Genomic DNA, 13,660 nt, shown 5'->3' on the forward strand with positions numbered 1-13,660 from the left:
GTCACGGGCCGTTCGGGGTAGCGTACGCATGGTCCACCTTGCGGAACGCGCCGCAGAGACGGAGTGACCATGCCCGCCGAACCGGCTCCCCCGCTGGCCGACATCGCCGCCGCGCTGCGGCGGGAACGGGCGCGGGCCGGGGTGCCGGCCGCCGAGCTGGCGCGCCGGGCGGGCCTCCAGGAGTCGACCCTCGTCCAGTTGGAGAGCGGTCAGGGCAACCCGAACGTGGAGACGCTCTGGGCGCTCGCCGACGCGCTCGGCGTGCCGCTGGGTCGACTGGTCGAACCGACCAAGCCCGAGGTGCGGGTCATCCGGTTCGGTCACGGCCCCGCCGTCCGGTCCGAGCAGGCTGACTTCGCCGGCACCCTGCTCAGCGCCGGGCGGCCCAACACCCGCCGGGACATCTACCTCGTCCGGATGGAGCCCGGCGCGGTGCGTACCGCGGACGCGCACGCGCCCCGCAGCGCGGAGCACGTCGTCGTGGCGGCCGGTCGGCTGCGGGTCGGCCCCGAGTCGGAGCTGGTCGAGCTGGGCCCGGGTGACTACGCCGTCTTCGCGGGTGACGCGCCGCACCGGTACGAGGCGCTGGCGCCGGGGACCTTCGCGGTGCTGGTGCTGGAGCACCCCTGACCGCTCACCCGCCGGAGCGCCCCACCCGGCGATCAAGAGGTTCACGTCGTCGTTGATCCCCCCTGACGCGAACCTCCTGATCACCGCGGGGACCGGGGGGCCGGGGGTTGCGGCACGGCCGGGTCGTCGGCCGGGGTCCGGTAGAGCCGGGTGACCACCTCCTCGATGTCCGGCTCGATCACCGAGATGTCCCGCAGGCTGGCGAGGCCGGCCAGGCCGGAGACCACCTCCGCCACGCCGGCCGACTCCAGCGCGTACACCAGCCGGCGGCCCTCCGCGGCCACCTCGTGCAGCGGCGCGCCGGCCAGCGCCGGCGGGTGCGGCAGCGGGGCGTCCAGGTCGGCGACGACCAGGCGGCGCGACCCGTAGCGGCGGTGCAGCTCGGCGATCGAACCGTCGTGCACGACCCGCCCGTGGTCGATCACCACGAGCCGGCGGCAGAGCCGCTCGATGTCGGCCAGGTCGTGGGTGGTGAGCACCAGGGTCGTGTCACCCGCCCGGTCCAGCTCGGCGAGGAAGCCCCGCACGGCCTGCCGGCTCACCACGTCCAGGCCGATGGTCGGCTCGTCCAGGAAGAGGACCTCCGGGCCGTGCAGCAGCGCGGCGGTCAGCTCGCCGCGCATCCGCTGACCGAGCGAGAGCTGCCGGACCGGCACGTCCAGGAAGCCGTCCAGGTCGAGCAGGGAGCGGCAGCGGCGCAGCCGGGCGGCGTGCTCGGCGGCCGGCACCCGGTACACGTGCCGCAGCAGGTCGAAGGAGTCCCGCAGCGGCAGGTCCCACCACAGCTGCGACCGCTGCCCGAAGACCACGCCGATGCGCAGGGCGAGGCGGGTGCGCTGGGCGACGGGGCGCAACCCGCAGACGCGGACCTCGCCGGCGCTGGGGGTCAGCACGCCGGTGAACATCTTGAGCGTCGTCGACTTGCCGGCCCCGTTCGGCCCGATGTAGCCGAGGGCCTCCCCGCGCTCGACCCGCAGGTCCAGCCCGTCGACCGCGGCCCGGACCCGCTTCTCGCGGCGCAGGCGGCCGGCCTTGACGCGTACCGTGAACTCCTTGCGCAGCCCGTGGGCGGCGATGACCTCTGTCATGAACCCGTACTCCGGTAGTGGCGGATGCCGAAACGCCAGGCCGCCGCGGCGAGTGCGGCGGCGACCACCGCGACGCCGGGCGCGGCCCAGCCCACCCAGGCCGGCAGGCCGAGCGGGTCGGCGCGGCCGAGCAGCGCCAGCGCCGGGTGGTAGCTCACGAAGGCGAACCCCAGGCCGTACGCGAAGAGCGCGCGGAACCAGCCCCCGTAGACGGTGACGGGGTACGAGGTGAAGTCCCGCCCGCCGTAGGTCAACGAGTTCGCCAGCTCGCCCGACTCGACCCAGAAGAACGAGACCGTCGCGGTGGCCACGAAGACCGAGCCGAAGAACACCACCCCGGCGACCGGGGCGAGCACGACGAGCAGGGCCCGGCCCGGCGTCCACTCGACGCCCGCGGCCGCGACCGCCGTGACCCAGACGGCGAGCCCGAACAGCGCCCGCGAGACCTTGCGCAGCGGAAGGTCCATGAGCAGCAGTTGGGGCAGCGCGCCGAGTGGCCGAAGCAGCACCGCGTCGAACAGACCGGTGCGGACGTACCGGGGGATCCGTTCGATGTTGCCGACCAGCAGGTCGGCGGTGGCGAACGCGACGGCGGAGAGACCGACGGTCACCAGCGCCTCGCGCAGCGTGAACCCGCCCAGCTCCCGCGTCACTCCGAAGAGGACCAGCACGGTGAGCACGTCGAACACGGTGGCGCCGACGTTGCCCACCAGGTCCACCACGAACGAGGTGCGGTACGCCGTCTGGGACCGGGCCTGCGCGCCGAGCAGCGCCCGGTACGCGGTCAGCGTGCCACCGGGCCGGTCAGCCACCGTGCACCACCAGTCGGCGCTCGGCGCGACGCTGCACCAGCCGGCAGGCGGTCAGCAGCAGCGCGACCCAGCCGAGCTGGACGGCGACGAGTGCCGACTGCGCGGGCAGCGGATCCCGTTCGACGAGCACGTCCAGCGGGGTCTGGAGGAGGCTCGGGAACGGGGTGAGGATCCACAGTGCCGTGTAGAGCGGCTCCGGCAGGAACCGCAGCGGAAAGTAGAGCCCGCAGAGCACGCCCGAGCCGAGCGTCCACAGGACCAGCGGCCCCCGCACGTCCGCCAGCCAGTACGCGGTGGCGTTGACGAGGTAGCGGCAGGCGAAGCAGAGCACCACCGCGGCGACGACGGAGCCGGCGAAGAGCGGCCCGGTCGGCCAGCGGGCCGGGAGGTAGAGGTCGAAGAAGAGCGGCGCGACGAGCACCGGCGGCAGCATCCGCACCAGCCCGGCGTAGCCGGCGCGGCCCAGGTCCGTGGCGAGGTAGGCGGTCACCGGGTGCACCGGCCGCAGCAGGTCGGCGGTGATCTCGCCGGTGCGGATCCGGTCGGACAGTTCCGTCCAGCCCCAGAGCAGGACCACGGTGAGCAGCCCCTGTCCGACCCAGACGAACGTGGCGAGTTGCCGGCGGTCGTACCCGGCGGCGGATCCGGCCGCGCCCGCCACCGCGAGCAGCACGTAGCAGCGGAGGAAACCGAACACGGTGTTGGTGACGATCCCGGCGAGCGCCGCCTGCCGATAGGTGGAGTATCGTCGGAAACCGGATGCGGATATTGCCCAGAATGTCCGGAACCATAGGATAACGTGTGAGGTGGTGAACGATGCCACAGTGGCGTTGACGGAGCCCACGCCGCTACCCTCCATCCGCAGCCACGCCCTGCCGGAACGGGCGACTCTACCGGCAGGTCGGGTGCCCAGCGCGACAATTGGCAACGAGGTGACAACGCCGTGAGCGAGCGGACGCGGGCCGGCCACCGGAGCGCGGTCCTCGGCGGCCGGGCGCCCGGCGGTCACCGGATCGCGACCGTGGCTGGGCGAGGCCGGGCGGGCACCGGCACACCCCCGGCGCGTGGCGACGGGCACGCCGGATGAGCAGCCGGTACCCGGACCGGTGGCAGGACCCGGCCGAACCGTCCTGGATGGTCGAACCGACCCACGAGTGGCACCCGCAGTTCCCCGGCCAGCGCTACCCCGGCGACATCGGCGCACAGTACGCCCCACCACCCCGCGGCCGGGCCTCCGTCGTCGGCCGCGCCGACGTGCCCCCGCTCGCCCCGACCCGCTCCGACGGCACCTACCTCGGCCGGTCCTGGGACGACGAGCCCCCGCCGGAGGAGGAGCCGTACGGTCGGGACCGCCCCCGGGACGGCTTCGACGGGCGGCGCCACGACGACGAGCCGTACCACCGCCCGCACGCCGAGCCGACGTGGCCCGACGAGCGGCCCCCGGCCCGGAACCACGCACCGGACGGCCGGACGGCGTGGGCCGACCGCCGCTCGCGGGGCGGCGAGCGGCCCGCCCGGCAGGACGAGCGGCACGATCCGCGCCGGTCCGAACGCGACACGTACCATCCGCCGTCCCCGCCGGTCTCGCCCGCCCCCCGGCCGGAGCCGGGCTGGCTGGCGGAGCCGGACGAGGAGCCGCCGCCCCGCCGCCGCGACGCCGGACGGCCCGCCGCCGCGTACGAGGAGCACCCGGCGGACGGCCGGCGCACCCGATACCCGTGGGGCCGCCCCGCCGAACGGGACCGCCACCCGGACGACCTCCGCTACGACGACGCGCCCCGGCACCCCGACCACACCCGGTACGGGGAGGACGCCCGTCGGCCGCGCCCCGCCGACCGGGGCCGCTACGACGACCGACCCCGCTACGACGACCGGCCGCAGCAGCACCCCGTCGTGCGACCGCGGTACGACGACGGCTACGGCCGCCACCCGGACCACGACCGTCACGGTCACCCGAGGTACGAGGACGACCGGGCGTACGACCGAGGCGCACCCCCGCGCCCCGAGGTCGAGCGGTACCGGCCCGCCCGCGAGGCGGCCGGCTACGCCGAGCCGTACGCCGACCGGCCCCCGCGCGACGACACGTACCGCGAGCCCGCCGGCCCCGCCGAGCGGCGTCCGCGCGGCGAGGCGTACCGCGAGGGACGGGCGTACCCGGATCACGACTCCGGTTCGACCTGGCCGCCGCGCCCCGACCGGGAGGCCGCGCGCCGCGCCGAGCCGCGGCCGGACCAGCGCCGGCCGGTCGATCCGGACGTGCCGCACCGCGGGGCCGGCCGCCCCGACCTGCCGCCGCGCCACGACGACGGCTACCGCGGGCCCGGCCGCCCCTACCCCCCGGCGGCCGCCGGCCCCGCCCGCGACGTGCCGATCTCGGGTCCGCCGGTCTCCCCCGCCCCGGCCGCCGGGCGGCCCGTGTCGCCGGCCCCCGCCGCCGGGCGGCCCGTGTCGCCGGCCCCCGCCGCCGGGCGGCCCGTGTCACCCGCCCCCGCCGACCGGCACCACCCGCCGGCCCCACCCGCGCCCCACCGCGCACCCGAGCCCCCCGTCACCTCCCGCCCGGTCTCCCCCGCCGCGACCTCGGGACGACCCGCGCCACCCACCCCCACCGACCGGCACCACCCGCCGGCCCCACCCGCGCACCCGGCCCCGCCCGGGCACCCGGCGCCGCCCGGGCGGCACGGCGTCCGGCCGCCGGACGCCCCGGTCTCCCCGAGCCCGGTCTCTCCCGCTCCGCCCCGACCCGTCTCATCCGCCCCGGTGTCCCCGGCCTCGGCCGGGCCCGTGTCGGGGGTGCCCGCCGGAGTCGACCGGCCGCCGTACGGTCCGGTCTCCGGACCACCGGAGGCCCGCCCCGCTCCGACGCGGCCGATCGGGCCGGACGTTCCCGGCCGCCCGGGACCGGTCCCCCCGGTCGACGAGCGGGCACCGGCCCGCCCAGTCCCACCCGACGCGGACGCCGCGACGCGCTCCCGCCCGGCCCCACCGGCCGACGCGGATCCCGGCCGGCGGGTGCCGGCCGGGCCGGAGGCCGCCGGCCGGGTCGCCCCACCCGCGCCCGGCGGGCGCTCCGCGCCCCCGCCCTATCCCGGGGTACGCGCCGACGACCGCCTCGCGGACCACGCGTCCGGCGGTCACCCGACTCCACCGCCGACCGCCGCACGGCCCGCGCCGGGGGAACCGGCCCTCCCGCCCAGCCCCGGTGCGCCGCGGGTGTACGTCCCGCCGCCCCCGTCGGACTCGGCCGCGCCCGTGCGCCCACCCCAGCCCTCGGGCGGGGCGGACGCCTGGTTCCGGCCCGCCGCCGAACCGGCGGGAACCGTCCCCGCCGAGCCGGAGGGAGCGGCCGGCACCGAGCCGGGACCGGCCGAGCCGACGGTGCCGTCCCGCCCGGCGGCGGACGGGACCACGACGCACGCCGGAGAGCCGGCGAACGCCGGTGCCGCCTCGGCGGCAAGGGCGGCCGACGCGCCTGCCCCCGCACCAGCGGTCGAGGAGCATCGCACGCCGTCCGCCGCACCCGAGCGGCCGCGCACGCCGTCCGCCGCGGTGGAGCAGCCGGTCGGGGCCGGGCCCCGCGAGGAGGAGCCGGCCCGGCCCGCCCAGGACCCGGTCGAGACGTCCGCACCGGGCCTCGCGGCGGCGGGCCCGTCCGCTCACGACCTCCCCGAAGCGGCCTCCGCCACACAGGACCTTCCGGAGGCGGCCCCGGCCACACAGGACCGCCCGGAGGCGGCCCCGGCCACGCAGGACCCCCCGGAGGCGGCCCCGGGCGCGCAGGACTCTCCGGACACGGGCCCGGCCGACGGGGACCTCGCCGCCGCGACCCGGCACGACGAGTTCACCGCGCCGGTCTCCGCGCTCCCGGCGGAGCCGACCCCCGTGCCGTCGGCCGACCCCGTGCCCGCACCGCCGACCGCCCACCGCTCGCCGTCCGTCCAGGGCGACTCCTGGGCGCCCCCGCCGGCCGCCGGATCGGGCGATGTCGCGGTGCCCGTGGCGGACGAGCGGGCCGTCGCGCCGACGTCGGATCGGACCCCGCGCGACCTCGATGAGGAGTCCGACGCGACCTGGCCGCCCGCCGACGCGGAGTTCGCCCGAGCCTCCGGGCCGGCGCGCCCGGCGTGGACGTCCGCCGAGCCGACGCCCGAGCCTCCCGCTGACGGAAGCGACGACACCGTCGGGGCCGAGGCCTCCGACGGTGGGCGGACGCCCGCGCCCGCCGCCGCACCGGTGCCCGGCTCGGCACCCGTGGCCGCTGAGCCCGACCACGCCGCGGCGCAGGCCGAGGGCGAGGATGCCCGCGCCGCCGCCCTCGTCGCGCCGGAGACCGTCGCCGCGCCGCCACCGCCCTTCGACCGGCTACCCGAGCCTTCCACGCCCGCGGACCCCGCGCCGCCGGTCCCCGCCGACCCGACGCCGGCGGTCCCCGGGCCCACCCCACCCGTTCCCGCACAGCTCGCGGCGGCGCACCCCGTGTCGGCACCGCCGGTTCCGATGCCACCCGAAGCGGCACCGCCGGTATCCGCACCGCCCGCAGCGGCACCGCCAGCGGCACAGCCCGTGTCTGCACCGCCCGTCTCCACACCGCCCGCAGCGGCACCGCCAGCGGCACAGCCCGTGTCTGCACCGCCGGTCTCCGCATCGCCCGCAGCGGCACCGCCGGTATCGGCACCGCCCGTGCCGCCGTTCGCGACGCAGGCGACCGGGGCCGACCGCGCCGACGTGGCGGACGCGCCGCGTCCAGCCTCCGGAGCCTCCGTCCCGGCCGAGGACGGCGCCGCGGGACCCGCATCGGCGGAGGCGCCGGCGGCCGGAGTCCCCTCGTCGGACGCGCGCCTGGTGTCCGCGCCGCCCGGCGACCCGCTGCCCGGGGAGCCGGCCGGCCCGGTCTCCGGACCACCCGCGACCCCCGTCGCCGGCCATCCGACCGCTCACGTGTCACCCGGGGAACCGGGGCGGGTGCCGTCGACCGCGGAGACCGCACCGGCGGCTCCGGTGCCCGCACCGCCGGCCGACACCGCTGCGCGGCCGGTCGAGGTGGAGTCCCCGGACGCCCCCGAGCACGGGTTCGCCGAGGACCTCCGAGCGACGAGTCCGGTCTCCGGCGAACCGGCCGCCGAGACGCCGACGCCGCCCTCCGCCTCCACCGGCTCCGGCGAGTCCGGAGTGGACGAGCCCGCGCTGATGGCCACGCCCACGGCGACCACGCCGGAACGCCCGGTGTCCGCGCCGCCGACCGCCGGGGCGGCGGCGCGACCGGTCACCGCACCGCCGCCCGGGCCGGACACCTCACCGGCAGGGCCGGTCTCCGCACCGCCCGCCGCCTCCGTCTCCGCACCGCCCGCGCCGCAGGCCCGGCCGGAGCCGTCGCCGGCCGCGTCGGTCTCCGCGCCTCCCGCCGCCGTCTCCCCACCGCCCGCCGGGCCGACGCCCGCGGAGCAGGGGGACCCCGAGCAGGTGTTGGCGAAGTACCGCTGGCGGATCGACCCCGCCACCCTGCGGGAGGTCGTCGACGACCCGGAGGAGCTGCGGGTCGTGCGGCGTCGGCTGACCGAGAAGCTGGCGTCGGCCGTCGACAACCGGGCCCGCGCCCGGCTGCTCAGCCTGCGCGCGGTCGTGTCACGGGTCCTCGGCGAGCTGGACGACGCGCTCGCCGACGCGCGGCTCGCGCTGACGTACGCGGAGGCGACCGGGGAACTGCGCCGGATCGCGCTCGCCCAGGCGCGGCTGGCGCACGTGCTGCGCTGGCGTGGCGAGTTCGTGGAGGCGGACCAGCTCTTCGCCCGGGCCACCTCGCCCGAGCTGCCCGACCGGCTGCGCGCCGCGCTGCACGAGCACGCCGGGCGGTCCTGCTTCGACCAGGGTCGGTTCATGGAGGCGTGCCAGCACTTCGAGCGGGCGCTCGACCTGCGCGGCGCGGGTGACGCCGAACTGCTGGCCCGGGTGCGCCTCTCGCTGGACGCGGTCGCCGAGCGGGTCACCGCGGAGGGCTTCGGGCCGTACCCCCGCAGCCGGGACGAGGTGCTGGAGCGGATCCAGCCCCCGGTGCCCACCCGCGACGGCGCGGTGTGGGGCTACGCCGACGCCGAGGGTGAGCTGGTCATCCCGGCCCGGTACGCCGACGCCCAGCCGTTCCGGGAGGGGCTGGCCTGGGTGCGCCGGCCGGACACCGACCGCTGGTCGCTGATCGCGCTCACCGGGACGACGGTGATCGGGCCGTCGTTCCTCGCGGTACGCGGGTTCTCCGACGGCCTGGCCTGGGTGGTGCGGGACGGCAACGAGGGCTGGCTGGCCATCGACCCGACCGGCGACGTGGTGATTCCGCCCGGCTTCGCCGACGTACGCCCGTTCCGGCGCGGCGTGGCCGCGGTCCGCCGGGAGGGCTGGGGCGCGGTCGACCGGACCGGCCGGATCGTGGTGCCCACCCGCTTCCACAGTTTCCGCACGCCGCTGGCCGACGGGCGGTACGTCGACGGCTTCACCGACGAGGGTCTGGCCGTCGTCGAGCTGGCCGGTCGGCACGGTGTGGTGGACCACACGGGGGCGGTGCTCGTGCCGCCGGTGCACCCGGTGCTGGTCATCCACCCGGTCGCCTTCCTGGTGGGCACCGGCACCGGCCGGTGGGGCGCGCTCGACCGGCGCGGGAACCGGCTCATCGACCCGATGCACGACACCCACGAGGCCGTGTTGGAGGAGATCGAGCGGTTGCTCGCCGACACCAACCCGGTGCTGTAGCGGGGCCCCCGCACCGAGCGGCGGGACGCCCGGATGATCATCACACCGACCACGGGACGGGGCCGGCCGAAGATCGGGGTTAGGGTCGAGGTCATGGAATTCCGTCACCTAGGCCGCTCCGGCCTGATGGTCAGCGAGATCTCGTACGGCAACTGGATCACCCACGGCTCGCAGGTCGAGGAGGACGCCGCGTTCGCCTGCGTACGGGCCGCCCTCGACGCCGGCATCACCACCTTCGACACCGCCGACGTGTACGCCGGCACCCGGGCCGAGGACGTGCTCGGCCGGGCGCTCGCCGACGAGCGCCGCGAAGGGCTTGAGATCTTCACCAAGGTGTACTGGCCCACCGGCCCGGGCCGCAACGACCGGGGCCTGTCCCGCAAGCACATCATGGAGTCGATCAACGGCTCGCTGCGCCGGCTGCGCACCGACTACGTGGATCTCTACCAGGCCCACCGCTACGACTACAGCACCCCGCTGGAAGAGACGATGGAGGCCTTCGCCGACGTCGTGCACTCCGGCAAGGCGCTCTACATCGGCGTCTCCGAGTGGAAGGCGTCGCAGATCCGCGAGGCCCACAAGCTCGCCCGCGAGCTGCACATCCCGCTGGTCTCCAACCAGCCGCAGTACTCGATGCTCTGGCGGGTCATCGAGGGCGAGGTCGTGCCCACCAGCGAGGAGCTGGGGGTCAGCCAGATCGTCTGGTCGCCGATGGCGCAGGGCGTGCTCTCCGGCAAGTACCTGCCGGGCCAGCCGCCGCCGGCCGGCTCCCGGGCCACCGACGAGAAGTCGGGCGCGAACTTCATCGCCCGGTTCCTCAACGACGACGTGCTGACCCGCGTGCAGCAGCTGCGGCCGCTGGCCGAGCAGGCCGGGCTCACCATGGCCCAGCTCGCCATCGCCTGGGTGCTGCAGAACCCGAACGTCGCCTCCGCGATCATCGGCGCGTCCCGCCCCGAGCAGGTGCAGGACAACGTCAAGGCGGCCGGCGTGAAGCTCGACGCCGACCTGCTCAAGGCGATCGACGACATCGTCGACCCGATCACCGAGCGCGACCCGGCGAAGACCGAGAGCCCGGCCCAGCGCCCCTGACGCTCTCTCCCGGGCCGGCGCGCACCGCGCCGGCCCGGGGTTTCCCGGGCGTACGCGCGCCGACGGCCACCCCGCCGCTGCGCGGCGGCTCCCGGCGCCCGGTCAGCTCCGCCAGAAGCGGATCAGGTCGAGACCGGTGGCGTAGAGCCACGACGGCAGCCCCAGCACGTCACCGACGGTGAAGACCACGTCGAAGAACCAGCCGCTGATCCGCGGGTTCCACAGCAGCGCGAAGAGCAGGATGAACCCGTACGGGGCGAACAGGTCGTACATCCGCCGCCACTGCTGGTTCAGCCAGGGCTGGATCATGTTGCCGCCGTCCAGGCCGGGCACCGGCAGCAGGTTGAGCACGCTCGCGGTGACCTGGAGGAACGCCAGCAGCGCCACCCCGGCCCAGAACTCGATCGACCCGCCCGTCCCGGTGCCGAGCCGCAGCACCAGCACGAGCACCAGCGCGAACAGCACGTTGGTGGCCGGCCCGGCGAGGCTCACCAGGGTGTGCCGCAGCCGCCCCGGGATCCGGTGCCGGTCGACCCAGACCGCCCCGCCCGGCAGGCCGATGCCGCCGAGCAGCACGACCAGCACCGGCAGCGCGATGGAGAGCAGCGGGTGGCTGTACTTCAGCGGGTTGAGCGTCAGGTAGCCGCGGTGGGCGACGCCGCGGTCGCCGGCCCGGAACGCGACGACCGCGTGCGCGTACTCGTGCAGGCAGAGCGAGACCAGCCACCCGGAGACCACGAACCCGAACACGTTCAGGCGGACGTTGCCGATCTGGTTCCAGGCCAGCACCCCGGTCGTCGCGAAGAGCGCGACCAGGGCGACGAAGACCGGGCTCGGCCGGAACGCCGCCCGGGGCACGCCGAGCACGAGCGGTTCCCCGCCCGCGCGCTCGTAGCCCATCACTCGGCCGTCGGCAGCAGGCTCATCCGGTACTCGACGCGGTCGTCCTCCACGAGCGCGACCGAGGTGACGCCGGACGCCGCGAGCTCGCGCCAGGTCTGACCGATCCAGGACTCGGCGTCGGCCTGGCTGCCGAACGACTCCGCCGGACCCTCCGCCGGCTGGCCGTCCGTGCCCTCGTATCGCCAGCTCCACGCCATGCCGCGTCTCCCCTCGCCGCTGTGGTCCCCACGGGACGAACCTCCGCAAGCGTAGTCGCCCCGGCGTGCGACGGCCGCGCGCTCGCCCTCCGGGCGACCGTACGGTCGTCGATCACACCGTCCGGGCCTGCCGGTACGGTGGCCCGGTGCTGACTCGGGGAGTGGTGCTCAGCGACCGGTACCGGCTGGGCGAGCGTGTCGCGACGGGCGGAATGGGGGCGGTCTGGCGCTGCACGGACCTCCTGCTGGAACGCGAGGTGGCGGTGAAGGTGCTGCTGTCGACGCTGGTCGAGGACGCGGAGTTCACCACCCGGTTCCGCGCCGAGGCGCGCATGCTGGCGGCCCTGCGGCACCCCGGCGTCGTCGCGGTGCACGACGTCGGTCAGGCCACCCTCGCCGACGGAAACCCGGTCGACTACCTGGTGATGGAGCTCGTCGACGGCGAGCCGCTCTCCGCCTGGGTGGGCCGCGCCGGCCGGCTGGACGCCGCGTCGACCATGTCGGTCGTGGCGCAGGCGGCGGACGCGCTGCACGCCGCGCACCTCGCCGGGATCGTCCACCGGGACGTGAAGCCGGGCAACCTGCTGGTCAAGCGGGACGGCCGCGTGGTGCTCGTCGACTTCGGCATCGCCCGCTCGCGGGCCCTGGCCGGCCTCACCGCCGCCAACATGGTCCTCGGCACCGCCTCCTACATGTCCCCCGAGCAGGCCACCGGTCAGCCGGTCTCCGCCGCCAGCGACGTGTACGCGCTCGGCGCCGTGGCGTACTACTGCCTCGCCGGCCAGCCCCCGTTCGTGGGCGAGAACCCGCTCGAGGTGGCGCTGCGCCACCAGCAGGACGAGCCGGCGGCCCTGCCGCCCGGCACCCCGCCGGCCGTGGTCGAGCTGGTGAGCCGGGCCATGGCGAAGCGACCCGCCGACCGGTTCGGCAGCGCGGCGGAGCTGGCCCGGGCCGCCGCGGACGCGCGGGACGTCACCCTGGCCAGCATCCCGCTCTCCGCGCGCCCGCCGTGGGCGCTGGCGGGGCCGGCGCCGGCCGGGCCCGCTCCGGCCGCCATCCCCGTACCGTCGCTGCCGACCCCGCCGGCCGGCCCCGCCGAGGCGAACCCGCCGGCCGTTCCCGGCGCCCACACCCCGCCCGCCGGCCCCGCCGCCCCCGCCCCGACCGGTGCAACCGGCCCCCACACCCCGCCGGTCAGCGGCCCACCCCTCGCCTCGCCCGGCGGGACGCCCGCGCCGGGCTTCGGCGGCGGCCGACCCACGCCGGCCGGCGCACCGCCGACCGGCCCTCGGGCACCGGCCGCCGGCCACCCCGGGGCCGGCGCCACCCCTTCCGCCGGCCTGTCGGCCGGGACCACCGGTCCCGGCGGCACGCCGCGGCCGGCCGGCGCGACCGGGCCGGACGGCTGGACGCCGGGCGTGGCGGCCGTGCCGGGGCCCCGACCCGCGGACACGCGCGAGGATCCGGTGTCCGCCGGATCCGACGGACGACGCCGGGGCGTCCTGATCGGCGCCGCCGCCTCGGTGGCGCTCGTGGCGGTGGCCGCGACGGTCGCCGTGGTGGCGTTGCGTCCGGGTGCCGACGCCGACGGCGGGAACCGCCCGCCCGCGCTGACCGGCGAGTCGGTCGCGGCGCCCCCGGTGCAGGCGTCGGTCGTGCCGGGAACCACCGCCACCGCGTCGCCGCGCCCCACCGGCAGGCCGAGCGGCAGCCGCTCCACGGTCCCCGATCCGACCGTGAGCGCCGCGCCGGGCCAGTCGGGCGGGCCGACCGGAGGCGGGCAGAGCGCCACGCCGACCGGCGGCACCGGCGGCCGGCCGACGCCGACGGCGACGAGCGCGAAGCCCGAGAAGCCGAACCCGTACACGGCGACCCAGGTCTGCGGCTCGGGCTACCAGGTGATCGACTCGGCGACGCTCACCGACGGGGACGGGCGGCGGCGCGGCCGGGTCTACCTGCTCTACCACTCGGGCAACGGCAACAACTGCGTGGTCACCCTCAAGGACACCGCCGTGGGCACGAAGACGGCGACCTCCGCGTACCTGGAGGTGAAGGGGCGCGCCCGCAGCACCGACAGCGGCTCGTTCACCTACTACGCGGGCCCGGTGCGCGCCGCCGCCGCCGGCACGTGCGTGAAGTGGGGCGGGTCGACCGGCGGAGCCAGCTACGCGAGCCCCTTCGAGCACTGCGGCTGACCGCC

At 77.1% G+C, this 13,660-nt stretch carries 9 protein-coding genes; 4 read left to right on the top strand and 5 right to left on the bottom strand.

Annotation, left to right across the window (positions count from 1 at the left end):
* Positions 1-69 precede the first annotated feature (69 nt).
* The gene (locus SM573_RS20365; RefSeq protein WP_474616808.1) at positions 70-630 is read left to right on the top strand and encodes a helix-turn-helix domain-containing protein; all 561 of its coding nucleotides are present in this window, start codon (positions 70-72) and stop codon (positions 628-630) included.
* An 80-nt stretch (positions 631-710) separates the two neighbouring features.
* Here the strand turns inward: SM573_RS20365 and SM573_RS20370 are convergent, their stop codons facing one another.
* From SM573_RS20370 to SM573_RS20380, 3 genes are read right to left on the bottom strand one after another with little or no spacing between them, the layout of a single operon-like run.
* Entirely contained in the window at positions 711-1,718 is a 1,008-nt protein-coding gene (locus SM573_RS20370; RefSeq protein WP_474613101.1) for an ABC transporter ATP-binding protein, read from the bottom strand.
* Positions 1,715-2,530, bottom strand: a complete 816-nt coding sequence (locus tag SM573_RS20375; RefSeq protein ID WP_474616809.1) for an ABC transporter permease — start codon at positions 2,528-2,530, stop codon at positions 1,715-1,717. The genes SM573_RS20370 and SM573_RS20375 overlap by 4 nt, the downstream gene beginning before the upstream one ends.
* On the bottom strand, positions 2,523-3,374 hold the full coding sequence (locus tag SM573_RS20380; protein WP_474616810.1) for an ABC transporter permease: 852 nt from the start codon (positions 3,372-3,374) through the stop codon (positions 2,523-2,525). Before SM573_RS20380 ends, SM573_RS20375 begins: the two co-directional genes overlap by 8 nt.
* Before the next feature lie 239 nt (positions 3,375-3,613).
* Between SM573_RS20380 and SM573_RS20385 the strand changes: the two genes are divergently transcribed.
* Complete coding sequence (locus SM573_RS20385) at positions 3,614-9,268, top strand: WG repeat-containing protein (RefSeq protein WP_474616811.1); 5,655 nt, start codon at positions 3,614-3,616, stop codon at positions 9,266-9,268.
* Positions 9,269-9,361: 93 nt separating this feature from the next.
* On the top strand, positions 9,362-10,360 hold the full coding sequence (locus SM573_RS20390; RefSeq protein ID WP_474613097.1) for an aldo/keto reductase family protein: 999 nt from the start codon (positions 9,362-9,364) through the stop codon (positions 10,358-10,360).
* A gap of 102 nt (positions 10,361-10,462) precedes the next feature.
* Here the strand turns inward: SM573_RS20390 and SM573_RS20395 are convergent, their stop codons facing one another.
* Complete coding sequence (locus SM573_RS20395; protein WP_474613096.1) at positions 10,463-11,260, bottom strand: site-2 protease family protein; 798 nt, start codon at positions 11,258-11,260, stop codon at positions 10,463-10,465.
* The gene (locus SM573_RS20400) at positions 11,260-11,460 is read right to left on the bottom strand and encodes a hypothetical protein (RefSeq protein ID WP_474613095.1); all 201 of its coding nucleotides are present in this window, start codon (positions 11,458-11,460) and stop codon (positions 11,260-11,262) included. The genes SM573_RS20395 and SM573_RS20400 overlap by 1 nt, the downstream gene beginning before the upstream one ends.
* Positions 11,461-11,606: 146 nt before the next feature.
* Here SM573_RS20400 and SM573_RS20405 point away from each other — a divergent pair, with 146 nt between their 5' ends.
* Positions 11,607-13,655 carry a serine/threonine-protein kinase gene (locus SM573_RS20405; protein ID WP_474616812.1) on the top strand — a complete coding sequence of 683 codons (2,049 nt, stop codon included), beginning with the start codon at positions 11,607-11,609 and terminating at the stop codon, positions 13,653-13,655.
* Positions 13,656-13,660: the final 5 nt, after the last annotated feature.

Source organism: Micromonospora xinjiangensis (assembly GCF_056150165.1).

Bases quoted from the DNA above. Each gene is read 5' to 3' on its own strand.
- SM573_RS20365 (WP_474616808.1), top strand. From the start codon at position 70: ATGCCCGCCGAACCGGCTCCCCCGCTGGCCGACATCGCCGCCGCGCTG.
- SM573_RS20370 (WP_474613101.1), bottom strand. From the start codon at position 1,718: ATGACAGAGGTCATCGCCGCCCACGGGCTGCGCAAGGAGTTCACGGTA.
- SM573_RS20385 (WP_474616811.1), top strand. From the start codon at position 3,614: ATGAGCAGCCGGTACCCGGACCGGTGGCAGGACCCGGCCGAACCGTCC.
- SM573_RS20390 (WP_474613097.1), top strand. From the start codon at position 9,362: ATGGAATTCCGTCACCTAGGCCGCTCCGGCCTGATGGTCAGCGAGATC.
- SM573_RS20395 (WP_474613096.1), bottom strand. From the start codon at position 11,260: ATGGGCTACGAGCGCGCGGGCGGGGAACCGCTCGTGCTCGGCGTGCCC.
- SM573_RS20400 (WP_474613095.1), bottom strand. From the start codon at position 11,460: ATGGCGTGGAGCTGGCGATACGAGGGCACGGACGGCCAGCCGGCGGAG.